Here is a 23,445-nt window from a genome sequence, read left to right on the forward strand (position 1 = left end):
CGAATCTGGAGTTGGGTTGATGTGCTGGCGGTGCGACTCTTCGAGCAGAGAGTAGAGTTGCCCGCTACCTGAGCTGCGCCTGACGGCTCGCGACAGACTTCCCGGGACGCCTCCGCAGGAGCGTCGCCCCATCCGTACTCGGAGTCGCCTTCAGAACCGGACGCGCGAGCCCTGTTCTGTCGAGGCCAGCCGCAATTAACGATCCACGTTGGAGCGAATCTCTTCCCAGCCGGCGTCCAGCCCATGCCGAAAATCGGCGTGGACCAGCTCGACTCCAAGTTCCTCGCGTGAACGATCCGCCAGCACCCGTCGATGCGATGCGCGACCCTCCCCGGGGTCTTCATCGTTGCGACGGGGTTCGATGCCCAGACGATGGGCGATCCAGTTCACGACGTCTCGGCGTGATGTCGGGTGGGCATCGCTGGCGTGATAGATCGCGCCGCCGCGACCTCGATCGAGCATCTGAATGACCATCCGGACCGCATCATCTCGATGACACCAGTTCATCGTCCGTTCATCGCCGGGACCCAGGGCAAGGCGCCCGTCGCGAACACGTTGCACCGTGCCGTGGCGCCCCGGCCCATAGAGACCCGAGAGACGGACCAACGACGTCTGGAGTTTGCCTCTCCCCGCCGCCAACACCATCGACTCGGCCTCGACGAGTAGGGCGCCCCGTTCATCGACGCTGCGAGGTGAAGTCGTCTCATCGACGTCGCGACCATCGTCGTAGGACAGGACACCCGTCGAACCGGTATAGATAAATCGAGACACACCCTCTGCATCGGCGAGGCGGAGCAGATGCTCGTTCAGCTCCACGTAAGCCTGACGGTAGGCCCTGGGAGTTCGCTGGTCGGCCGATTGACACGCAACGATGGCATCGAACGGCTTTCCGAGGGTCTCCAGTCGCATCAGGTCGACGGGCCAGGGCTGGATCCCCATGGACTCCATCGTCTCGCCGGCCGCAAGATCCCGTCGCGCACCGACGACACGGTGCCCCGCACGGGCCAGTGCTGCGCCGATCGCACATCCAAGCCAGCCGCAACCCGCAATTAAGACACGCATGGGTAGACGCTATCACGACTGCCGTGAACGGACGGTAGCCTGCTAGAATCTCGACGCGTAAACGATCGGACCGCTATCGGAGCCACCTTGTCGCAAGCGATCATGAGCCGCGGACTCGAAAAGTCGTTCGCCAGGAAGCGGTCGCTGGGCCAACTGTTCCGTGACCCCTTCGGTCGGGGCGAGGAGGTCCACGCGCTGCGGGGCGTCGATCTGGCGGTAAACGACGGAGAAATCGTCGGGTTGCTGGGTCCCAACGGCGCCGGCAAGACGACTCTCCTGAAAATCCTCTCGGGACTGATTCTCCCGGACAAGGGGAGCGCGGAGATCGGCGGCATCTCCACCGAGAAAGAGAATCGGATAAAACGGCTCCTCGGCCTGGTCCACCCGGACGAGCGCTCGTTCTACTGGAGGCTCACGGGTCGAGAGAATCTCCGTTTTTTCGCGACGCTGTATGACGTGCCCCATCGGAAGATCGAGCAACGCATCGATCAGTTACTCGAAGATCTTGACCTGGTCGCCCCCTCGGACCGCCGGTTCGCCGACTATTCGTCGGGCATGAAGCAGCGGATGTCGATCGCCCGGGCAATGTTGCATGACCCGCCGATCCTGCTGATGGACGAGCCGAGCCGAAGCCTCGATCCGGCAAGCTCGCTTGCCCTTCGAGAGCTCGTGGACGAGCGTCTGCGCGTGCGGCATGGCAAGACGATCCTGATCGCCAGTCATGATCTTGCGGAAGTCCAGGCATTGTGCGATCGGATCTACGTGTTGATCGATGGCAGGGTTCGGCTCGAGGGCACCGTCGATGACGTCCGTCGATTCGGGGTCGACGACGTGGAGGTCCTTGTCGAGCTCGAAGACGGGCCGGCGACGATCTCCGGCCCGTTCAAGATCCTCGACGATGGTTGGACGGAGGGGCGGCGGTCGCTACGTCTTTCTCTCGAAGCGGCGGACGGATTCTCCAGAATGCTTCGGTCGCTGATCGACGATGGCTGCAAGGTTCGACGCTGCGATCAGGTCGAGCCGGACCTCGAGTCCGCATTTACGAGAATCCTCGAATCCCATCGCGAGCCGAGCTGATGGGTCTTCTTAGAAAACTGTGGGCGTTCATCAAGCGCGATTTCATCTCGATGGTGTCCTATCGCCTCGCGTTCCTCCTGCAGATCGGGGGGATGTTCCTGACGCTGCTGGCGTTCTTCTATATGACCGGCATGATCAATCCGGAGAGTGAGGGTCTGGAGGGGTATCGCCCGTTCGACTGGTTCGTCGTTGGGCTGGCATTTCAGTTCTACTTCTCGACGGCCCTGTATGCATTCTCCGCGAAGATGCGCAGCGAACAGCTCCTCGGAACCCTCGAGGCGATGCTGGTGACGCCGACGCCAACCTCGATGGTTATCTTTTCGTCGGCGGCCTGGGATTTCACGTTCGGGGCCATCCGCGTGATCGTCCTTCTGACGTTCGCCGTCCTCGTGTTTGACGTCCAGTTGTATGCCAGCGGGCTTGTGGTCTTCTTCGTGGGTGCGTTCCTGACGTTGTTCTCGTCGGCGGGCCTGGGTATTCTTTCCGCTTCCTTCATCCTGTACTTCAAACGCGGTGATCCCATCAACTTTCTCCTCAGCGGCGCGACGACGTTTCTTGGAACCGTCTTCTTTCCCGTCGAGCAACTGCCTGAGCGGATTCGTTTCGCCTCAGAGATTCTGCCCATCACCCATTCCCTGAGGATCGTCCGCGGGGCGCTGTTGCAGGGGCAATCGTGGGATCAACTCGGTGGCGAGGTGGTGACGTTGGCTTGGATGACCCTGATCCTCCTGCCCTCGGGGCTGTACTTCGCGCGCTTCGCGATTCGCAGTGCCAAGCGCGAGGGCACCCTGGTCCACTACTAACGACCCGGGGCCTCCTTCGGGCGCGTTGACACCCTGTCAACTGCGGGGTCTAATGCTGGCCTGATCGCGCACGGAACGCAGGAGGTCTTCATGTCTGAGAACCAGTTCCCGGCACCGCCGGAAGGGCAGCCGGTCCGCGTCAAGGATGGCCGCCCCGTTGTCTCCCGGAACCCCATTATCCCGTACATCGAGGGGGATGGAATCGGACCCGATATCTGGCGAGCCACCCAGCACGTGGTCGACCATGCGGTGGCCCGAACCTATGACGACGGCAGGGCGATCGCCTGGTACGAGGTCTTTGCCGGCGAGAAGGCGTTCGAACGATTCGGCGAATGGCTACCGGAGAAGACGGTCGAGACGATCCGCGAGTTCAAGATCGCCATCAAGGGTCCGTTGACGACTCCGGTCGGAGGTGGGATAAGAAGCCTCAACGTCGCGCTACGACACCTCCTGGATCTCTATGCCTGCGTACGCCCGGTCCGCCACATCAAAGGGGTGCCGTCTCCGGTGCTCCGTCCCGGCGACATGAACGTCGTGATCTTCCGGGAGAACACCGAAGACGTTTATGCGGGGCTGGAATGGGAATCGGGCAGTCCCGAGGCCGCGCGCGTGATCGAGTTTCTCAATCAGGAGATGGGCAAGAACGTTCGGAGAGACTCGGGTCTGGGTATCAAGCCGATCTCTCCGTTCGGGACGCGGCGTCTTGTCGGCAAGGCGATCCAGTACGCCATCGATCGTCATCGCGAGAGTGTGACTTTCGTGCACAAGGGGAACATCATGAAGTTCACCGAAGGCGCGTTCAAGGACTGGGGCTACGAGGTTGCCGCGGAGGAGTTTGGATCGCAGACGATTCGCGAGGACGCGGTGTGGGCAGAGCATGCCGGCGTGGTTCCCGACAACAAGATCGTCATCAAGGATCGAATCGCCGACGCGATGTTCCAGCAGGTCCTCTTGCGACCCAGAGAGTACGCGGTGCTGGCGATGCCGAACCTGAACGGTGACTACCTGTCGGATGCGTGTGCGGCTCAGGTAGGGGGACTCGGGATGGCGCCGGGGGCGAACATGTCGGACGACCTCGCCTGTTTCGAGGCCACCCACGGCACGGCACCGAAATATGCGGGGCAGGACAAGGTCAACCCCGGTTCGTTGATTCTCTCCGCGATGATGATGCTTGAGCACATGGGATGGAACGAAGCCGCTCACGCCATCGATCGCGCACTGGAAACGACCATCGACCAGAAGGTCGTGACCTACGACCTGGCGCGTCAGATGGACGGTGCCCGAGAGGTTCGTTGTTCTGAGTTCGGGGAGGCGATCGTCCGCAACCTGTAACCGGTCAGGTGCCCGTCACTTCCGTCTCCAGATCGTCGTCGCCGACCAGAACGGGATCCAGTCTGGCGATCCAGCGATCGTGGATCTGCGTCCCGTCCATCGTCGCAAGCTCGTGGCCCAGGGCCGGGAAGTGGGGTGCGGCGTCCGGCCCTAGTAGCCCCCCGAACAGACCCGAAGGACCATCCTCGATCCAGCAGAACGCCGAACGGATCAGGCGCCGGTCGTGCCGTGCCTCGAGGGTGACCGTGCCGGCAACCCGATCGGCGCTGCGATGCTGGCCCCGGAACGTGACGCGAACGTCGTCCCGAAAGCTGGCGCTCCAGGGCAGAGTCTCTTCCCCGAGACGCAGCGTCCTCCTCAACGAGGTCCACATCGCGATCGTCTCCGGGCTGACGCGCGCACGGATGACCTCGCGGTCGAAGAGCGTCGCCGCGTCGCCGATCTCCGGGTTGTTACTCGGGATCGCACGAAGCCGTTCGCGGAACTTCCCGGCGGCGTCACCCTTATCCCACCTGGACGCGTAGTCCAGAGCGCGATCGGCATAGCGCAGAATCTGAACGGGTTCGATGCGCGAGACCTCCTCGAAGAACCAGGCACAACTTGTCCCGGTCAACAATGCGAGTCGGTCCATCTCGAGGGCGGCCAGCAGGTGGGCGTGTTCGGAGGAGTCGAGCCGTCGGCCGGCAAGTTGGTTCAGTCGTTCGTCGGCCGTTGGCCGATCCGGACTCATCCGCACTCCGTTGTAGCCGTCACGCAAACGCGAGGGATCGGTCGCCAGTTCCCGAGTCTCCGTCAGATAGACCCGGTGGAGGTCGTTCCGAAGCTCATCGAGCGCCAGCTTTAGTGGTTCACGCCAGCGTTGATGGTAGCCCTCGTGGTATTCGGAGGCACAGCCACAGTCCCGACTCCAACGGCCAAGCTCGTGAGGGCAACTCCACGAACTGTTCTCGACGATCTTCACCGTCGCCGTCGGCGGGTGGTCGTCCAGGTACTGACCGTAGTTGGTCAGCGTCGCCCCCGAGTCTTCCAGTACCCCCAGCGCGCGGGCAAGCGCCATCTCGCCGAATGTGTGGTGGTGCCCATAGGATTCCCCGTCGGTCGCGACGTGGACAAGTCGCGAGTCGGACTCCGACCGGTGCCGCTCGAGGATCGAGCTTGCGAACGTGGCACCGTCCTGCAAGAGGTCGCCGAACGCAAGCTGCTGGGCCAGGGCACCGTCGTAAAAAAAGGCAACGATCGATCGCTCGTCGGGGAGATCCACCCTGTAAGGGCGACCGGTATCCAGAGTTTTCTCATTGACCGGAGAGTATTCCGTGTCGCCATCGCCGCGTACTGCTGCCGCTTGCCGTGGCGCAAGCAGACAGAAACGAAGACCTGCGGCAGCCAGAGCGGAGAGCGTCGCCGTGTCGACGGCGGTTTCGGGAAGCCACATGCCCTCCGCGCGTCGACCGAATCGACGGCGGAAATCGTCGAGACCCCAGGCGATCGCGGTTTCCCGATCCCGGGCACTGGCCAGCGGGAGGATGAGATGTCCATAGGCTTGTGCGAGTGCCGACCCGTGCCCACCATAGAGTCCTGCGCTGTCACGATCTGCTTGCTGGATACCGCGGTAGACATCCGGCACGTTGAGTTCCAACCATGCCAGGAGATTGGGTCCGAAATTGAAACTGATTCGGGAGAAGTTGTTGATTGTCTGCTCGAGGCCGCCGTCCGCGTCAAGCAAGCGTGCCGCGAGATTGGGTCCGTAACACTCTGCAGTGATCCGAGCGTTCCAGTCGTGGTGCGGAGCGGCGGACGGCTGAAGTCCGACGAAACCGGTCCACGGATTCTCTCGCGGCGGCTGGTAGAAGTGCCCGTGGATGCAGACGTAGCGACTCAGTGCACATCCCCTGGGCCGCCGCGGATCTTACCAGGTAGCGGACGCTCCACATCTGCGGATTCCAGCACCAGCACACCGAGCGGAGGGAGCTGCAGGACGACCGAAAAGGGCTGCCCGTGATAGGGCATCGCGACTGCGGCGCAGCCGCCCATATTGCCGACGCCACTTCCTGAGTAATCTTCGGCGTCGCTGTTCAGGCGCTCGTTCCAGCGTCCCGAGTGCGGAACACCGATTCGATAGTCGGCTCGAATCACCGGCGTCAGGTTTGCCACGATCACGAGTGGCTTGCCGCCGTTCGGTGGGCGACGCACGTAGGAGACGATGCTCTGCTCCGAGTCGGAGCAATCGATCCAGCTAAAACCCTCCTCGTTGAAATCACTGCCGTGTAATGCGGGCGACGCTCTGTAGAAGTGGTTCAGGTCTCGAACCCAACGCCTGAGGCCTTCGTGAGGTCGATTCTGTAGCAGGCCCCATTGCAGCGACGCATCGTGATTCCACTCCAACCACTGACCGAACTCGCCGCCCATGAACAGCAGCTTCTTCCCGGGTGTCGTGTACATCAAACCGAAGAGCGCGCGCAGGGTGGCAAGTCGTTGCCACACGTCACCAGGCATCTTATCGACCAACGAACGCTTGCCGTGGACGACCTCGTCATGGGAGAGCGGCAAGACGAAATTTTCGGAGTAGGCGTACATCGATCGAAAAGTCAGCGCTTCATGATGGAACTTGCGATGGATCGCGTCTCGTTCGAGGTAATCGAGCGTGTCATGCATCCAGCCCATGTCCCATTTCATGTCGAAGCCAAGGCCGCCGAGGTGGACGGGTCTGGACACCATCGGCCACGATGTCGACTCTTCGGCGATCATCAGAACGTCAGGGTATCGATCGTGGATAGCCGTATTAAGTTGCCGAAGGAATGTGATCGCCTCGAGGTTTTCCCTGCCGCCGTACTTGTTCGCGATCCACTGTCCCTCGTCGCGCGAGTAGTCGAGGTGGAGCATGGAGGCCACCGCATCCACTCGAATCGCATCGACGTGGTACTCCTCGACCCAGAACATGGCGCTCGAAACGAGGAAACTCCGCACCTCATTGCGACCGTAATTGAAGATGTAGCTCTTCCAGTCGGGGTGATAGCCGAGTTTCGGATCCGAGTATTCGAACAGGTAACCCCCATCGAAAAAGCCGAGGCCATGTTCGTCGCTGGGAAAGTGCGAGGGAACCCAATCCAGGACGACGCCGATGCCGGCCCGATGCAGCCGATCGATCAGCCGCTTGAACTGTTGAGGCGTTCCGTAGCGTGCGCTGGGCGCGAAATAGCCGGTCGTCTGGTAGCCCCACGATCCATAGAACGGGTGCTCCATCGGTGGTAGGAATTCCACGTGGGTGAAGCCGAGTTCCTGGAGATAAGGAACCAGTTGGTCGGCGAGCTCCTCGTAGCTCAAGAACTCTCTGGACGGATCATCGGGACGGCGCCAGCTTCCGATGTGCATCTCGTAGATGCTGACCGGGCTCGATGACACACGAAAGTCCCGCCTCTTCCGCATCCAAGCTTCGTCGCTCCACTCATAGCTCAGATCGCAGACCCGCGAGCCTGTTTCCGAGGGCAGCTGAGTCGCGAAGGCAAACGGGTCCGCCTTGTTGACGGTGTAGCCCTTCTCGCGGGACACGATGTGAAACTTGTAGACATGTCCCGGGTGCGCGTTTTCGACAACGCCGGTCCAGATACCCGAACTTCCGAGTCGAACGAGGGGATGGGTTTCCGGATTCCAGCCGTTGAATTCTCCAATCACGGCGACACTGCGCGCCCGCGGAGCCCAGACCGAGAAGCTGACGCCGGGTCTGGCGGAGTCGCGGGAAGGATGGGCGCCGAGGAACCGGTGAGCCGCGTGATGTCCCCCGTGGCTCCAGAGATAGAGATCGTCCTCGGTCACCCGAGAGCCGGCGGGGATTGGATTACGGTTGCCGATCCGGTATTTTGCTTTCTTGGCCATCCCGTCCGTTCTGCCTGTGCATTCTCTCGAGCCGCTCGTCGGGAATGATAACAAAGCCCGCACGGTTGGTACTCCGTGAGGCCGCTGCTACCATGACCGGCCCGTCGGACCGAGGCGCAATCCCATGACAAGAAAAATCGTGATGTACACAAGAAGCTGGTGCGGGTACTGTTCTCGTGCAAAACGGCTGCTGGATAGCCGTGAATTGGAGTACGACGAGATCGACATCGGGCGGACGCCCGAGGCGACCGCCGAGATGCTGAAGCGCTCGGGCGGACGTTACACGGTGCCACAGGTTTTCATCGACGATGTCCACATCGGCGGCTCCGACGAGTTGCTCGAACTCGCGGAGCGGGGTGGGTTGGACGAAGAACCAGAGAGAAGGAGCGACAGCGGTGAGTGTTCATGACGTGATCATCCTGGGGTCCGGTCCGGCCGGCTTGACCGCAGCTATTTACACCGCCCGAGCGGGCCTGAAGCCGCTTGTCGTCGAGGGACTTCATGCGGGCGGCCAGCTGATGAATACGACCGACGTCGAGAACTACCCGGGTTTTCCTGACGGGGTTCAGGGTCCCGAGATGATGGAGCTGTTCAAGAAGCAGGCGGAACGATTTGGCGCTCAGTTCATTTTCGGCGACGCGGACCACGTCGTGCTCGATCAACCGCCGTTTCAGGTCACCGTCGGCGATACGACCCACGAGAGTCGGACCGTCATCGTCGCGACCGGCGCCTCGCCCAAGGAACTGGGTATCCCCGGAGAGAAGGAATATGCAGGACGCGGTGTCTCCTATTGCGCCACCTGCGACGGTTTCTTCTTTCGCGAGAAGGAGATCGTCGTGATCGGTGGCGGAGATACGGCGATGGAAGAGGCCCTGTTCCTGACCCGCTTCGGCAAACGAGTGACGGTGGTTCACCGTCGCGACCAGTTGCGAGCGTCGAAGATCATGGCAACGCGGGCACTAGAAAACGAGAAGATCGAGTTCTTATGGGACAGTACCGTGGACGAGGTGCGTGGCGACGACACGAAAGTGACGTTCATGAAGGTGCGAAATCTCAAGACCGGCGAGACGATCGAGCGACCGGTGGACGGCTTCTTCGTCGCCATCGGACACACCCCGAACACCGCGCTGTTCCAGGGGATCCTCGAGACGGACGACCAGCTCTATCTTCGCGAAGGTCATGGAGCGCGCTCGAATATCGACGGCGTGTTCATCGCGGGTGATGTTCACGATCACACCTACCGGCAGGCTGTGACCGCTGCAGGGGCCGGCTGCAAGGCGGCCATCGATTGCGAACGGTGGCTCGAGGCTCAGTCCGCAGACGCCTGACGAAATCGCCCCGTCAGGATGTAAAACAGACCCGGTAGTAGCGGGACCGCGATCGTCGCGAGTGCCGTCCAGCGCGCAGATTCCGAGACGCCTGCCAGCAGTGGCCAGTTGAATATGAACAGGTCCGCCGTGAAGTGCGAGAGCACGACGGTCAGGGCGTCGAATCGCAAGAATGCCCAGCCCCAGACGGCCCCGACCAACGTGAGGAGCAGGGCACGCGCCCAATCCGGATGTCCGGGCGGCAGGAAATCCAGCCGCGTGTGGGTCAGCCCGTAGACGATTGCCGGCAACAGGATGGCAACCCAGCGGCGGTGAGTCTTCGCCAGCAGCCAGCTGCCGAGGAATAACCGATAGCCGAGCTCCTCCGCGAGCGCGACGCCGAAGAAGAACAGCAAGGCCGTGAGAGCCGGGATGCTGGAGTTCAGCGGATAGAAGAAGAAGCCTCTCGGTTGGAGCGATCCACCGGCTCCGGCGAAACGTTCGAGTGCCAGGAATCCGAGGCAGAGAACGCCGCCGCAGAGGAGCCCGATCAGGAACCCTCGGGTCGAGGCGGCGGCGACCCGTGGATGGAGCCAGTTTCCCTTGCCCGCGAGATTCAGCGTGACGGTCCGGCCGCCGTTCAGTCTTCGGTCCATCGCGAGACCTGCTGCCGTGACCGCGAGAAGTAGAAGCGGGATCCAGAGATCTTGCAGACCGCGGAAGACCAGGAAACGGAACGTGGAGACCCAGCGAGGCCACAACGGTTCCCAGCGGATCATCAAGTCCGCAGGCTGGAGCGCGTACGTTGCCAGGAGGCAGGCGAAGACGGCGATCGGCCAGACGGCGGCAGCCCGTAAGTTGATCTGCCCTTTCCTCAGGCAGCCGAGGAACAGGACGAACGCCACGATGCCGCCGACGGCAAGGAGCAAGATGCCGACCGTCTCCAGCGCCTGCCCGGTCGCCTCCAGGGTTCGCCGCGTTCGTCGCCAGTCGTCAGGCGGGACCACGTTCCGCTTCGCATGAATCACCTCGGAGCCGGCGACCGTGATGGTCAGGCGCTCCCGGCCGCCCTGGGCCCAGAGAGGTCGTTCGTAGCGGAACGTATGATCGCGACGATCGATCTGCTCCGCCGTGGCAACGGCTCGTTCCTCGAACGCTTCGAGTGAGAGGCCGAGGCCTTCAACGATGGCGCTCTGCGCCAGTTCGCGCGCGTCTTCGTTACTCAGACTTGCTCCCGCGGTGTCGTTCTCGGTCAGGCAGTTCCAACCGAGAACCTCTCCGTTCGGGTGGACGTCCACATGGAAGTAGCGGGGCTCTCCCGAACGCTTGAAATAGACACGACGCGCGAGGGTCGGGAGCCCCTCGCGAATCGCGGTGGTCGCCGTCGCACCCAGAGACTCGCTCACGAAGTCGGTGGCGGCGCCGTCAAGCCAGTAGCGGCCCGCCGTCTGGTAGCCGCTCAGATCGAAGCCTTGACGCTCGAGGACGTCGCGGGCCGGTCCCTCGGCGTCGAATCCTCCGCTGGCGAGACGGGGATCGGCCAGCGGCCACAATCGATCGATCGCGTTGAAAAACAGCCCGCCCGCAAGGATCGCCGCTAGTAGCAGCCACAGATCGGCGCGACCGAGACGACGCATCTTCATCGCTCCTCGGCCGCCGTCCGTGTCTGGCGAACCACCCACGGAATCCACGAGCGAGCCGGTCCGTTCAGCCAGCGCAGCATCGGTCTGGAGGCGATCGGTGATTCCAGGACCCGACCCAACAGACGAATACGCCACGATGCGCGGCGAAACCGGCGATTCCAGGTCTTCTGGAACTGTCGCTCTGCGGCCTGGGTGACGGTGCCCTCGGCGATCGCCGCCAGAACATAGGGCAGACAGTACTCCGCGGCCAGAAGAGCGTGCGAGATTCCCTCACCGCTGTACGGGTCGACGGTTCCGGCTGCGTCTCCGATCAAGAGTGCACCGCGCCCGGCAGCGCGTCGTGGGCCAAACGTAAGAGGCCCTAGCCCGTGCCAGCGGGAAAGCCGTTCTCCCGAAACGAGTCCCAGATGTGCAAGCAGCGGGTCGGCGCCCCCATGACGACGAAGAGAATCGCGTCGCACCATCATGCAGACGTTGCTTCGCTCGTCCTCGACCTCTACGCGACCCACGTACCCGCCGTCAAAGAGGTGGAGCTCGACCCGATGGCGAGCCGGAGGTGGGGCGGTCGGGTAATAGGCCTTCAATCCATACCAGTCGGACGTAGGTAGATGGCGGTCGCCTCGATCGATGCCGCGGGCGATGAGTGAACGGCGCCCGTCCGCTCCGACGACCAATCCGTGGAGCTCTCGTTCACCACGACCACGCTCATGTCGGACGCGGATCGCGTCGATGCGCGTGCCGTTATCGATGACGGCGACCGTACGTGTACGGTCGAATACTTCGACGCCGGCGTCGGCGGCCGCCTCTAGAAGCGCAGCGTCCAATCGCGAACGGGTGACCGCATAGGCGGCACAACCCAGCCGATCCCAATCGGGTAGCGTCGTCTCGATCCCGCGCAGGGCCGCCGAGCCGACGTAGCAGTGTCGGATCGGTCGCGCCCCCGCACGTCGAAGGCCATCGAGGAGTCCGAGTCGTTGCAAGACCGCGCAACCTTCCGCCGAAACGAACTCGCCACAGAGTTTGTCGCGGGGGAACGATGCGCGTTCGACGAGGGCCACCCTAAGACCGGAGCGCGCCGCGAGGAGGGCCAGAGTCGACCCGGCAGGTCCGGCACCGGAAACTACCAGGTCGTATGCGTCGTTCATGCGTCGCCCGCGCAGGTCAGCAGAAGTCGGTAGGGCCATCGTCGCCTCAGCTCCGGGGACGCGCAGTCGGCGTCGATCGCCGCGGCCTCCAACTCTGCAGGGGTGAATCCTCGGAGTACCGACAGTGGCGCGTCGTGACGGAACATCGCGCCTCGTCCGGTGAGATGTGCGACGAGCCAGATGAAGCCCCAGGCGACACGATCGCGACGTAGGTCGTTGACGATCACCGCCGTGCTCGCCAACCTGCGAAACTCGCGAAGGAGAGCGACGACCTGCTCATGTCGGAAATGATGGAGAAACATCGACGCCGTCACTACATCAAACGAGCCCGCAGAAAATGGGAGTCTATTCGCGTCTGCACAGACGACGCGGATCGTCGAATGGTCGATCGAACGTTTGGCGGCGATCGTCGCCGTTGTCGGGTCCCGATCGACGGCAACGATGTCGACGGTGGTCCGGCATTCCCTCGCCCAACGAACGATCGCCCGCGGGAGATCCCCCGATCCTGTTCCGACGTCGAGTATTCGGAGTGGGCGGTGGCCATTGGCTGCCGCGAGGATGGGTTGCATCGCGGTCTGAAGCGTCCGCAAGCCGCCGAGCCACCGATTGACCTGCTCGATATCGTCTAACACTTCCTCCAGTTGCTCGGCGTCGTGGCCGAAGCGGTCCATCAGCTCGGCTCGGTGGCACCTCGGAGGGGTCCAGCCCATCACGGTCCGTCGACTTCCGGTTCGATCCGATCCGGATGACGGAAGACCAGGGCGGCATTCTTCGAGCCGAATCCGATGCAGTTGACCAGACAGTGGTCGAGGCGAGCAGGCCGACCTTCCGCGGGAACGACATCCAGGTCGCATTCGGGGTCGGCGATGTCACGGTTAATCGTTGGAGGGGCGAAACCGTCCCGCATCGCCAGCAACGTTGCGACCGAGGACGCGGCCCCGCAGGCCCCTTGTGGATGCCCGATCATCGACTTGATGCTGGAGCAGAGTATTCGTTCGTGGTTTGACGCGAACGCACGTTGCACGGCCACGGTCTCGACGCGGTCGTTGAGACGGGTCGATGTGCCGTGAAGGGCGATGTAGTCGATGGCCGCCGCATCGATGCCCGCATCGAGCATGGCGAGCGTCATCGCTCGCGCCGGCTCCTCGCCCGATTCATTCAGTCGGACACGATGAAACGCTTCGCAGGTAGCACCGTATCCGAGAAGCTCTCCGTAGATCGGCGCGTCGCGCTGAATCGCGCTCTCCAGACTTTCGAGTGCCAGCATCCACGCGCCTTCTCCGAGCACAAAACCATCGCGATCCGCCGAGAAGGGGCGGGAGGCGCGGGTCGGTTCGTCGTTGTGTTGGGTGCTGAGGATTCGCATCAGGCAGAACCCTCTGAGGATTCCGGGTGCGATGGGCGAGTCGGTGCCCCCGGCGAGGGCGCGATCGCATCGCCCGTAGCGAATCAGGTCCAGCGCACGACCTATCGCGTCGATCGAGGAAGTACAGCCGGTCGAAATCACATGACTCGGCCCCCGCAGGTCAAATCGCATCGACAACTCGCTGCTGAGAGAACCCGGAGTTGATGACGGGATTGCGTAGAGGCTGATGGACTTGGGGTTGCCGACGAAGAACTCGCGAAACTGCCGCTCGGTGAACTCGAGTCCTGCACCTCCCGTCCCGATGACGACAGCGAACCGTCTCCGGGTTTCGAGGTCAAGATCCAGTTCGCCGTGGAGGCTGTCGCGGAGAGCCTCTTCGGCCGCCGCGATTCCCAGGGGCACTGTCCGGGACACGTGTCGCAATTCGTTGCGCGTCATGACCGACTCGGAGTCGAACTCGCGCACCTGAGCCGCAATCCCTACGGGAAGATCGCTGACATCGAACTGTTCGATCTGCGAGACGCCGCTGATGCCGCTGCGTGTGGCGTGCCAGAATGCGTCTCGCCCGACGCCGTTCGGCGAGACGGCACCCATCCCTGTTACCACAACACGTCGGCCCCTGGCAGGTCGCGACGCGCCGGGTTGCTCTCGGCTAGGAGTCTTCGTAGTAATCGGCGTTCTTCTTCGTGTAGTCCTTCCACTTGTCGGGGAGTGCATCCTCTTCGAAAATCGCCTCGACCGGGCACGCGGGTTCACAGGCACCGCAATCGATACACTCGGCGGGGTCGATGTAGAGCATGTCGTGAGACTCGAACGTCTCCTCATCCTTCGTGGGGTGAATGCAATCGACCGGGCAGACATCCACACAGGCGGTGTCCTTGGTCCCGATACACGGTTCGGCGATTATGAACGGCATGATGGCTTCTCCAACTTCGTGGGCGTCCCAGACGCCTCACCACAAGTATAACGTGCGTAGGAGTCAGGTTCGACCCTGTCGGGCCACGGCCTCCGCCGCCTTGCGGATCTCATCGGGGTCGCCCAGGTAGCGGTGCCCCAGCGGGCGGAGGCTGGCGTCGAGGTCATAGACCAGTGGAACCCCCGTCGGAATATTGAGGCCGACAATCTCATCCTCACTGATCTGATCGAGGTACTTGACCAGCGCCCGAAGGCTATTGCCGTGGGCGACGATCAACACCCGACGACCGGCCTCGATCGCCGGGGCGATCGTATCGTGCCAGATCGGAAGAAACCGCTCGACGGTCAGCGCCAGCGACTCTCCCCCCGGAAGGTCGTCGGCTGCCAGGTCGCCGTAACGCGGGTCATGCCGCGGGTGTCGCGGGTCGTCGAGTTCGAGCTGCGGTGGGGGTGTTGCGTAGCTACGGCGCCAGATCTTGACCTGGTCGTCGCCATGTTTCTCGGCCGTCTCTTTCTTGTTCAGGCCCTGGAGCGCTCCGTAGTGTCGTTCGTTCAGGCGCCAGTGCCGGTGAACCGGAAGCCACATGAGGTCCATGCCGTCCAGAGTCAGCCACAGCGTGCGAATCGCGCGCTTAAGCACCGAAGTGTAGGCCACGTCGAACCCAAGGCCTTCCGCCTTCAGGAGCGTCGCCGCCGATTGGGCCTCCGCGACGCCCTGGTCGGTGAGATCGACATCGGTCCACCCGGTGAAACGATTGTCCAGATTCCACGTACTTTGACCGTGTCGAAGCAGTACCAACTTGTGCATCGTTTCCTCCCGCTCATCACTATCGGATCATCCCGGTCTTGATGCGTCAAGACCCCAACGGCACCTAGTTGGTAGAATCTCGCGATGGATCATGACGCACGCCTGGAGCGATTGCTGGGACCGGAGCGAGCCCTCTGGGCCGACGGTTATCTCCGGGTTGCCGGCGTCGACGAGGCCGGCGTCGGTCCCCTGGCCGGGCCGGTGGTGGTTGCCGCGGCGATCTTCCCGCCCGGTATCGGCCTCTCCGGAGTGGACGACTCGAAGAAGCTGACGCCCGCCAGGCGAGAGGCGCTCGAGGTTCGGATCAAGGAGACGGCGGTCGCCTGGTCGGTCGTCGCCGTCGAGCCCGAGGAAATCGATCGCATCAACATCTACCAGGCGACGTTGACGGGCATGCGGCGGGCCGTTCTGGGCCTGAGCCTCGACCCCGATTTCGTGCTCGTGGACGCACGGCAGATTCCTCGACTGGAGACCCCCCAGGACGCGATCATCAAGGGCGATGCCCACTGTCACGCCATCGCCGCGGCGTCGATCCTCGCCAAGTCCGAGCGTGATCGGCGGATGTTCCGCTATGACGAGGAATTCCCCGGCTACGGGTTCGCCCGCCACAAGGGGTACCCGACCGTCGCCCACCGAGCGGCGATCCGGGAGTTGGGTGCCTGCGAGATCCACCGTAGAAGCTTCACGCTCTTGCCCGCCCCGCGACTGTTCGAACCCTAGTTGGAAATCACCCCATCGCTATCCTATAATCCCGCGCCCGTGCAACGATCGTTGCCGATTCCGCCCATCGAGGCACGACCCGGAGCAGCCAGGTGAATATCCACGAATTTCAGGCGAAGGCGCTCTTGCGCGACCACGGTGTGGCGGTTCCGGAGGGCGGCGTCGTTCGCACTCCCGACGAGGCCCGTCAGTTGGCGGAGAAGTTAGGCGGTACGGTCGTCGTCAAGGCCCAGATCCATGCCGGCGGACGAGGCAAGGGTTTGTTTCAGACCGACGACGGGAAGCCGGTCCAGCACCCGCTTGCCGACAAGGTGCTGGGGGGTGTGAACGTCGTCGGCGATGCCGACTCCGCGACCCGGGTTGCCGAGTCGATGTTGGACAACATTCTGGTGACCAAGCAGAGTGGCCCGCAGGGGCGACGCGTCCGCCAATTGCTGATCGAGCAGGGCGTCGCGATCAAGAAAGAATACTATCTGGCGGTCCTTCTCGATCGCGCGTTGAAGTCGGCAATCTTCGTCGCTTCAGCCGAAGGCGGGACTGAAATCGAAGAGGTCGCCGAGCGCGACCCCTCGGCCATCCTCAAGGTCGCGGTGGATGCCACGGCCGGTTACTCACCGTGGATCGGGCGGAAGATCGGTTTCGGGTTGGGACTCGGAAAGGCCCAGGTCTCGGCGCTCAGTCGATTGACCGCGGCGCTTTACCGCGCCTACGAGCAGACCGACGCGTCGATGATCGAGATCAACCCGCTGATCGAGACCGAGGACGGCGAGATCATGGCGCTGGACGCCAAGATGAACTTTGACGACAACGCGATGTTTCGTCGTCGGGCCATCGCCGAGCTGCGAGACCTCGATGAAGAAGACCCGCTGGAAGTCGAGGCGTCGAAGTTCGGGCTGAACTACATCAAGCTTGACGGCACCGTCGGTTGCATGGTCAACGGCGCCGGACTTGCGATGGCAACCATGGACATCATCAAGCACAACGGCGGTTCGCCGGCGAACTTCCTCGACGTCGGTGGTGGAGCGACCACCGAGATGGTCACCAACGCGTTTCGGATCCTCCTTGGGGACCCCAACGTCAACTCGGTCCTGATCAACATCTTTGGCGGCATCATGCGTTGTGACATCGTCGCCGAGGGCGTCGTCGCTGCGGCAAGAGAGATCGGGATCAACGTCCCGGTAGTGGTTCGACTGGAAGGCACCAACGTCGAGAAGGGCAAGACGATCCTGTTGGAATCGGGGTTGAACTTCGCCGTGGCGGACGGGATGCAGGACGCCGCGGCCAAGGTCGTCGCGGCCGCGGGGAGGAGCTGACCATGGCGGTTCTCGTCGATCATTCGACCCGACTGCTGGTGCAAGGAATCACCGGGCGGGAAGGGACATTTCACACGGGACAGGCCGTCGAATACGGAACCCGGGTTGTCGCCGGTGTCACGCCGGGCAAGGGTGGCACGGAAGCCGACGGTATTCCGGTGTTCAACACCGTGGCCGAGGCCGTCGAGAAGACCGACGCCAACGCCAGCGTGATCTTCGTTCCGCCGCCCTTCGCGGCCGACGCTATCATGGAGGCTGCGGCCGCCGAACTTCCCCTGGTCGTCTGTATCACCGAGGGGATTCCGGCGCAGGACATGGTTCGGGTCTGGAATTTCCTCGCCGGACGATCGACACGGTTGATCGGTCCAAACTGCCCCGGGATCATTACGCCGGAAGCCTGCAAGATCGGCATCATGCCCGGGCACATTCACAAGGCGGGGAACGTCGGCGTCGTCTCCCGATCCGGCACCCTGACCTACGAGGCCGTCGGCCAGCTCACCAACCTCGGGATCGGGCAATCGACCTGTGTCGGCATCGGCGGCGATCCGATTGTCGGAACCAACTTCATCGACATGTTGTCCTTGTTCGAAGGAGACCCGGCGACCGAGGCGATCATCATGATCGGCGAGATCGGTGGTACGGCAGAGGAAGAGGCCGCCGACTTCATCAAGGCGAACGTCACGAAACCGGTCGTCGCGTTCATCGCGGGGCAGACGGCGCCACCCGGGCGACGCATGGGCCACGCCGGAGCGATCATCGCCGGGGGCAAGGGTACGGCTGCAGAAAAAATGAAAGCGCTTCAGGCCGCCGGGATCCACGTGGTGGAGAGTCCGGCAAGCATGGGGCAAACCGTTAAGCAACTGATGGGGAAATAGAGCAAGCCATGGAAAGAACATTCGCAATCGTCAAGCCCGATGGGGTCGAGAACCACAACGTTGGAAACGTCCTGGCCCGGATAGAGAAGGAAGGATTTCGCATCGTCGGGATGCGGATGATCCACCTGACGCGCCAGGCCGCCGAAGGATTCTACGCCGTTCATCGCGAGCGGCCGTTCTTCAATGACCTGACGACGTTCATGTCGTCGGGGCCTGCGCTGGTCATGGTGTTGGAGCGCGAGAACGCGATCCGTCACTGGCGGGAGACGATGGGGGATACCAACCCCGAGAACGCCGACGCGGGAACGCTCCGAAAGTTATACGCCACCAACATCGAGCGAAACACGGTCCACGGCTCTGATGCGCCGGAGACTGCCGCGATCGAGATTGACTACTTCTTCCGTGGCGTGGAACTGGTCTGACCCGACTCTGTTAGCATCCCCCCGATGAGGGAACTCCGTCGACTTCTGGGCTACCTGAAACCGTACATGGTTCGGATGGTCCTTGCGGCACTTCTCGTGTCGATCTCCGGTGCCTTGATGGCGGCGGTAGTCGCCACGCTGAATCCGCTGGTCAATGAGGTGTTCCTGGGGCAGACCACTGCGGACGCCGTCGGTCAGGTCGGCGGAGAGCCCGACATCATCGACCGACTCAAGTCGATGGTCGGCGGTCTCCTACCCGTCGAGGCGTTCCGCGCGTGGACCCGCGCCAACGCGTTCGTCCAGGTTCCACTGATGATGGTCGGGATCTTCTTCGTCCGCGGCATCTTGCTGTACTTCGGCAACTATCAGACGCTGCGCTGCGGGGCCAGTGTCATCCGGGATCTGCGGGTCGAGCTGACGGAGAAGATCACTCACCAGTCGCTCGACTTCTTCCAGGACAACCCGACCGGCGTCATCTCTTCGCGAGTCGTCAGCGATGTGCAGCGACTCCAACGCGTCGCGACCACGGTCCTCGCGGATCTGCTCCGCGTCGGCGGGATGGTCCCATTTGTATTCATCGGGTCGATGCTTGCCGACTGGAGGATGTCGCTGCTCTCGTTCGCCGGCCTGCCGCTGTTGAGTGTTCCGATGATCCGGCTCGGTCGCCGTCTCCGACGAGCCGCCACCGGGTCGCAGCTGAGCATGGCGGATGTCATGAGCCGTTTGCAGGAGGCCGTGACCGGGGTGAAGGTCGTCCAGGGCTTCGGCATGGAGGACTACGAAGTCGGCCGCATGCGTGACGCGCTGCAGCGGATGCTACGCGCCGACCTTCGGGCAGCTCGGGCACAGGCGCTCTCGCCATCGATCATGGAGCTGCTGGGGGCGATACTGGGTGCGGGGCTGTTCTATATCGCCGGCCGGAGCATCGCCAACAATTCCCTGGACGGCGGTAGTTTCACCGTGGTCCTGGCGTCACTCGGAATCCTGTTTGTATCGATCCGGCGCCTCAATCGGCTCTACGCCGAGATCCAGGTCGCTCGATCGGCCGCGACCCGGGTCTTCGACATGCTGGACCAGACGCCCACGATTCGTGAGCGGGCGGACGCGAAACCGCTCCCTGCGTTTCATTCGGAGGTCTGCTTCCGGGACGTGTCATTTAACTACGGCGATGGGCCCGTGCTTCATGACATCGACCTGACCGTCGCCCATGGGGAGACCATCGCGCTCGTGGGTCGCTCGGGGTCCGGGAAATCGACGCTGGCCAACCTACTGCCGCGTTTCTACGATCCGCAATTGGGCGCCGTCCTCGTCGACGGGCACGACGTTCGTGACCTGACGTTGCATTCGCTTCGTACGATGATCGGGATCGTGACCCAGGAGACGCTGCTCTTCGACGACACGGTTCGCAACAACATCGCCTACGGATCTCCGGAAATCGGCGAGGATCGTGTGCGGCAAGTCGCGCGGGCCGCGCAGGCGGAGTCTTTCATCGACGCCCTTCCGGAAGGCTACGACACCCTGTTGGGCGAGCGGGGGACGCGCCTGTCGATGGGGCAGCGACAGCGACTGACCATCGCCCGGGCATTGCTGAAGGACCCACCGATCCTGATCCTCGATGAGGCGACGTCGGCCCTGGATACCGAATCCGAAGCGGCGGTGCAGGTAGCCCTCGAGCGACTCATGCGTGGTCGCACAAGCCTCATCATCGCGCATCGTCTTTCGACGATTCGTCGAGCCGATCGCATCATTGTCCTGGACGGCGGGCGAATCGTGGAGCAGGGCGATCACGAGACGCTCCTGCAGAACGCGGGCACCTACAAGCGACTTCACGATCTCCAGTTTCGCGAGGAGCCGGCGTGATCGCCAGCCTGGCGGCCAACGAGACTCGTCGAGACCTCCTACTCCTGATCGGAGTCTGCGCGCTCCTCTACCTTCCCGCACTCGGCGCGCGCGACCTCTGGAATCCAAACGAGCCGCTCTACGGTCGTGCCGTCGTCGAGATGCATGAGGGCGGTACGTGGCTCTTGCCGACGGTCAACGAGCAGACCTTTAACGAGAAACCGATCCTCTACTTCTGGCTGGCTCGGATGGTCTCCGCCGTTCGCGGGGGGGTGGATGAGTTCGGTCTGAGGCTTCCCGGTGCGCTGGCGGGGCTTGCAGCGACGCTGCTGTTGTACCAGTTTGTGCGTCGCGCGGTCGGTAGGAACAGAGCTCTCATCTCCGGGCTCGTCTTCGCCACGCTCTACGCCGTGTTCTGGTCGGCGCGAATGGTCCAGATGGATCTATTGCTGACGCTGAGTGTTCTTTCGACGGTCACGGTGTTAAGTCACGGGAGTGGCGTGATTCGGGACAATCGCCGTGCCTGGATACTTGCGGGGGTCTCTGTTGGGATCGGATTTCTGGCTAAGGGGCCTCTGGCCTTCGTGCTGCCGGCAGCGATCCTGTTCGTTCGTCGACCGACCGACATCAAGACGCTTGTGCGCCGGGGGAATGCCCTCTGGTTCGCCCTGACGTTTGCCCTGGTCGCGTCCCCGTGGTTTCTTGCATTGTGGCTATCCGGCGAGACTCAACTGTTCTCAGAGTTCTTCGTTCGTCAGCATTTTCAGCGGTTCGTGGATCCCTGGGATCATCAACGTCCGATCTGGTACTTCCTCCTCAATTTCCCGCCCGACATGGCGCCGTGGTCGCTGTGGCTCCCGCTGTGTCTGGGGCTTCCGCTCAGGGATCGGCGGGAGCAGGCCCTGGATCGGTTGGCCTGGCTGTGGATCCTGGTCCCGTTCGTCATCTTCTCGTTGTCCGCCAGCAAACGAAGCATCTACATGTTGCCGGCGGCACCCGCGGTGGCGATTCTGGTCGCCGGTCTCGCGGAGAGGTTCGTGACCGGGCGACTGGATGTCTGGCGGGATCGATTCTGTCGGTTGGGGGTCGCGCTACTCGCGGCGGTCCTGTTCGCCGCGGCTTTGCTCGTGCGCGGCAAGATCGACGACTATCCGGCGGTCGGCTCGGCCGGTACCGCGACCGCACTCTTGCTTGCGGGGTCGGCGGTCGTCATCCTCGCAACCCTGTTTGCCCACCGTCGCAGAAGAACACTAATCGTGCTGACGCCCCTCCTGGCAGTGATTGCGATCTACGTTCAGGTCACGGTTCAGGTCCTGCCACGTGTCGATGCCTATAAATCCAGTCAACCGTTCGCGACGCAGGTTCGCGAGCGGGTTTCAGACGACGATCCTCTGATGAGTTACCGCCCGTGGAAGTGGCGAGCCGGCTACATCTACTACATCGATCGAACCATCCCGAGACTCAACGACGCTGCGTCGCTCCGCGACTACATGGGGAGGTCGGAAGCGGTGTACCTGCTGGTCGAGCGAGATCAACTGCTTGAGGCCCTCGACACCGTCCCGGATGCACACGTTTGGTTGTCGGCAGAGGTCGGTAGCAACGCGGTCCATCTGCTGTCGAATCGTCCGCCACCACCCGACACGGAGTGATCAGGGGTTGTAGGCTCGCCAGAGCATCCAGAGACCCGCCGCGACGACAGCGATGGCCATCCAGTGTTCTCGATTGCGGAGCAGCCGCTCGGACGACCACGGCGCCCGATCCGCATCCACGTAGGCCGAGCGAGACGGGAAGAGTGCCGGCACGGCGGCGTGATACTTGTCGTAGGCTGCTCCGTGTTGCCGGCGAAGCCTTGCGGGCTCGACTCGCTCTTTCCGCGGCAGGTAGTAGTAGAAGAAGATGGCCCAGCCGACGACGAGGACGACCGCGTGAAGACCGTGAGGAAGCCGGCACATCACGCCGAGACCGGTGAAGATCAATAGCCGACCCAGGTACAGAGGGTTTCTGGTAAATCGGTAGGGACCGGACGTCACCAGATCGACGGTCTTGCGCAGATGCCCGGCCGCCCAGAGACGTAAGCCCTCGCCGACCGCCATCAGCAAAAAGCCAAGACTGACGTCGCCCGGAACCGGTCGAGCCACGATCAGCAAGACAACGAGCACGAGCAGGACCGTGATCCGACGCAGATGCCCGAGCGGGCGGTTGTAGGTCTTGCTGCTCATCAAGATCCCGATCGACCGCGCAGTCGTTGCCAACGCGATTTCCAGTTGCGAGAACGACGATACCGCGCGATGGCCTTCGGCGGGCAATCGGCGAAAGCGACGTCCGCAGGGATGCCCCAGTAGCGCTGTTTCATCCTTGCGAGTCCGACGAGGTCTTGATCGCGCATCCGACGAAATACCCGGCTTCGAAGAGGGTCGCCCGAGCGGGGACACCAGGCCGTTGCGAAATCGACGATCGTGACCCGACCGTTAGCGTCCAGCAGGACGTCGCGATGATGGAGGTCCCCCAGGGCGACACCGTGGGTGTGGATCGAGGAGAGCACACTCTCGAGTTCCGCGAGGCTGTCGCTCGTCGGAGGGGTCCGGAGATCCCGAAGCGGCGTCGCGTCCACCCACTGCGTCGCCAGGGCCAGCGCGTCGATTTTACCCAGAAACGGCGCAACTCCGGGGACTCCCTGGAGCCGCCGGTAGGCACGACTCTCCCGAGCGGTCAGCCAGCGACCGAGGGACTGTCGGACCCACCAGGCGCGTGGTCGGTAGTCTTTGACCGCGATTCGGCACTGCGCGTGACGGTAGACTACGATGTCGGCCTTGGAACCATTCCGCCCGACCAGTCGATCGAGCTCGGGGCCACGTCGGATGACGGCGATTTGTTCCGGGTTCAGTTTCACGGTGGATGATTTCGATTGGCTTGGAAAGGTCATGATGGAATGAAGAGCGCGACCTCAA

Annotated in this window: 22 protein-coding genes; 11 read left to right on the top strand and 11 right to left on the bottom strand. The window is 62.9% G+C overall.

Annotated elements, in window-relative coordinates:
* Nucleotides 1-195: 195 nt before the first annotated feature.
* Nucleotides 196-1,062, bottom strand: coding sequence for an NAD-dependent epimerase/dehydratase family protein (locus OES25_14510; protein MDH3628855.1), 867 nt, complete (start codon nucleotides 1,060-1,062; stop codon nucleotides 196-198).
* 102 nt (nucleotides 1,063-1,164) lie between these two features.
* Between OES25_14510 and OES25_14515 the strand changes: the two genes are divergently transcribed.
* The 3 genes from OES25_14515 to icd all read left to right on the top strand — a co-directional run bounded on the left by OES25_14515 (nucleotide 1,165) and on the right by icd (nucleotide 4,274).
* Nucleotides 1,165-2,139, top strand: a complete 975-nt coding sequence (locus tag OES25_14515; protein MDH3628856.1) for an ABC transporter ATP-binding protein — start codon at nucleotides 1,165-1,167, stop codon at nucleotides 2,137-2,139.
* Complete coding sequence (locus OES25_14520) at nucleotides 2,139-2,942, top strand: ABC transporter permease (protein ID MDH3628857.1); 804 nt, start codon at nucleotides 2,139-2,141, stop codon at nucleotides 2,940-2,942. The genes OES25_14515 and OES25_14520 overlap by 1 nt, the downstream gene beginning before the upstream one ends.
* Nucleotides 2,943-3,032: 90 nt before the next feature.
* A complete protein-coding gene (icd, locus tag OES25_14525; protein MDH3628858.1) occupies nucleotides 3,033-4,274 on the top strand; it encodes an isocitrate dehydrogenase (NADP(+)) in 1,242 nt (413 codons plus the stop codon).
* 4 nt (nucleotides 4,275-4,278) lie between these two features.
* Here the strand turns inward: icd and OES25_14530 are convergent, their stop codons facing one another.
* Both OES25_14530 and glgB read right to left on the bottom strand, forming a co-directional pair.
* The gene (locus tag OES25_14530; protein ID MDH3628859.1) at nucleotides 4,279-5,997 is read right to left on the bottom strand and encodes a DUF3536 domain-containing protein; all 1,719 of its coding nucleotides are present in this window, start codon (nucleotides 5,995-5,997) and stop codon (nucleotides 4,279-4,281) included.
* Nucleotides 5,998-6,149: 152 nt separating this feature from the next.
* Nucleotides 6,150-8,144 (bottom strand): 1,4-alpha-glucan branching protein GlgB, encoded by a 1,995-nt coding sequence (gene glgB / locus OES25_14535; protein ID MDH3628860.1) that lies wholly within the window; start codon nucleotides 8,142-8,144, stop codon nucleotides 6,150-6,152.
* A gap of 124 nt (nucleotides 8,145-8,268) precedes the next feature.
* Between glgB and grxC the strand changes: the two genes are divergently transcribed.
* Both grxC and trxB read left to right on the top strand, forming a co-directional pair.
* Nucleotides 8,269-8,553, top strand: coding sequence for a glutaredoxin 3 (gene grxC / locus OES25_14540; GenBank protein MDH3628861.1), 285 nt, complete (start codon nucleotides 8,269-8,271; stop codon nucleotides 8,551-8,553).
* Nucleotides 8,540-9,472 (top strand): thioredoxin-disulfide reductase, encoded by a 933-nt coding sequence (gene trxB / locus OES25_14545; GenBank protein ID MDH3628862.1) that lies wholly within the window; start codon nucleotides 8,540-8,542, stop codon nucleotides 9,470-9,472. Before grxC ends, trxB begins: the two co-directional genes overlap by 14 nt.
* On the opposite strand, the gene OES25_14550 is transcribed toward trxB, so the two are convergent.
* From OES25_14550 to gpmA, 6 genes are all read right to left on the bottom strand, one after another.
* A complete protein-coding gene (locus OES25_14550) occupies nucleotides 9,454-11,088 on the bottom strand; it encodes a CPBP family intramembrane metalloprotease (protein ID MDH3628863.1) in 1,635 nt (544 codons plus the stop codon). The two genes, trxB and OES25_14550, sit on opposite strands and share 19 nt — an antisense overlap.
* A 2-nt stretch (nucleotides 11,089-11,090) precedes the next feature.
* Nucleotides 11,091-12,278: an FAD-dependent monooxygenase gene (locus OES25_14555; protein ID MDH3628864.1), complete on the bottom strand. Its 1,188-nt coding sequence runs from the start codon at nucleotides 12,276-12,278 to the stop codon at nucleotides 11,091-11,093.
* Nucleotides 12,236-12,910, bottom strand: coding sequence for a methyltransferase domain-containing protein (locus OES25_14560; GenBank protein MDH3628865.1), 675 nt, complete (start codon nucleotides 12,908-12,910; stop codon nucleotides 12,236-12,238). Before OES25_14560 ends, OES25_14555 begins: the two co-directional genes overlap by 43 nt.
* A gap of 38 nt (nucleotides 12,911-12,948) precedes the next feature.
* Nucleotides 12,949-14,211 carry a beta-ketoacyl-[acyl-carrier-protein] synthase family protein gene (locus OES25_14565; protein MDH3628866.1) on the bottom strand — a complete coding sequence of 421 codons (1,263 nt, stop codon included), beginning with the start codon at nucleotides 14,209-14,211 and terminating at the stop codon, nucleotides 12,949-12,951.
* Between the two features lie 46 nt (nucleotides 14,212-14,257).
* Complete coding sequence (locus OES25_14570) at nucleotides 14,258-14,521, bottom strand: ferredoxin family protein (GenBank protein MDH3628867.1); 264 nt, start codon at nucleotides 14,519-14,521, stop codon at nucleotides 14,258-14,260.
* Between the two features lie 63 nt (nucleotides 14,522-14,584).
* Entirely contained in the window at nucleotides 14,585-15,328 is a 744-nt protein-coding gene (gene gpmA / locus OES25_14575; GenBank protein ID MDH3628868.1) for a 2,3-diphosphoglycerate-dependent phosphoglycerate mutase, read from the bottom strand.
* Nucleotides 15,329-15,412: 84 nt separating this feature from the next.
* On the opposite strand from gpmA, the gene OES25_14580 reads away from it, so the two are divergent.
* The 6 genes from OES25_14580 to OES25_14605 all read left to right on the top strand — a co-directional run bounded on the left by OES25_14580 (nucleotide 15,413) and on the right by OES25_14605 (nucleotide 22,146).
* Complete coding sequence (locus OES25_14580; GenBank protein ID MDH3628869.1) at nucleotides 15,413-16,048, top strand: ribonuclease HII; 636 nt, start codon at nucleotides 15,413-15,415, stop codon at nucleotides 16,046-16,048.
* 92 nt (nucleotides 16,049-16,140) lie between these two features.
* The gene (gene sucC / locus OES25_14585) at nucleotides 16,141-17,361 is read left to right on the top strand and encodes an ADP-forming succinate--CoA ligase subunit beta (GenBank protein MDH3628870.1); all 1,221 of its coding nucleotides are present in this window, start codon (nucleotides 16,141-16,143) and stop codon (nucleotides 17,359-17,361) included.
* 2 nt (nucleotides 17,362-17,363) lie between these two features.
* A complete protein-coding gene (sucD, locus tag OES25_14590; GenBank protein MDH3628871.1) occupies nucleotides 17,364-18,236 on the top strand; it encodes a succinate--CoA ligase subunit alpha in 873 nt (290 codons plus the stop codon).
* 8 nt (nucleotides 18,237-18,244) lie between these two features.
* On the top strand, nucleotides 18,245-18,658 hold the full coding sequence (ndk, locus tag OES25_14595; protein ID MDH3628872.1) for a nucleoside-diphosphate kinase: 414 nt from the start codon (nucleotides 18,245-18,247) through the stop codon (nucleotides 18,656-18,658).
* A gap of 24 nt (nucleotides 18,659-18,682) precedes the next feature.
* A complete protein-coding gene (locus OES25_14600; protein MDH3628873.1) occupies nucleotides 18,683-20,518 on the top strand; it encodes an ABC transporter transmembrane domain-containing protein in 1,836 nt (611 codons plus the stop codon).
* On the top strand, nucleotides 20,515-22,146 hold the full coding sequence (locus OES25_14605; GenBank protein ID MDH3628874.1) for a glycosyltransferase family 39 protein: 1,632 nt from the start codon (nucleotides 20,515-20,517) through the stop codon (nucleotides 22,144-22,146). Before OES25_14600 ends, OES25_14605 begins: the two co-directional genes overlap by 4 nt.
* Here the strand turns inward: OES25_14605 and OES25_14610 are convergent, their stop codons facing one another.
* Both OES25_14610 and OES25_14615 read right to left on the bottom strand, forming a co-directional pair.
* Nucleotides 22,147-22,716, bottom strand: coding sequence for an isoprenylcysteine carboxylmethyltransferase family protein (locus OES25_14610; protein ID MDH3628875.1), 570 nt, complete (start codon nucleotides 22,714-22,716; stop codon nucleotides 22,147-22,149). It lies immediately after the preceding gene.
* Nucleotides 22,716-23,387 (bottom strand): hypothetical protein, encoded by a 672-nt coding sequence (locus OES25_14615; GenBank protein ID MDH3628876.1) that lies wholly within the window; start codon nucleotides 23,385-23,387, stop codon nucleotides 22,716-22,718. Before OES25_14615 ends, OES25_14610 begins: the two co-directional genes overlap by 1 nt.
* Nucleotides 23,388-23,445 lie beyond the last annotated feature (58 nt).

The organism is Acidobacteriota bacterium (genome assembly GCA_029861955.1).
Lineage (GTDB): Bacteria > Acidobacteriota > Polarisedimenticolia > Polarisedimenticolales > Polarisedimenticolaceae > JAOTYK01.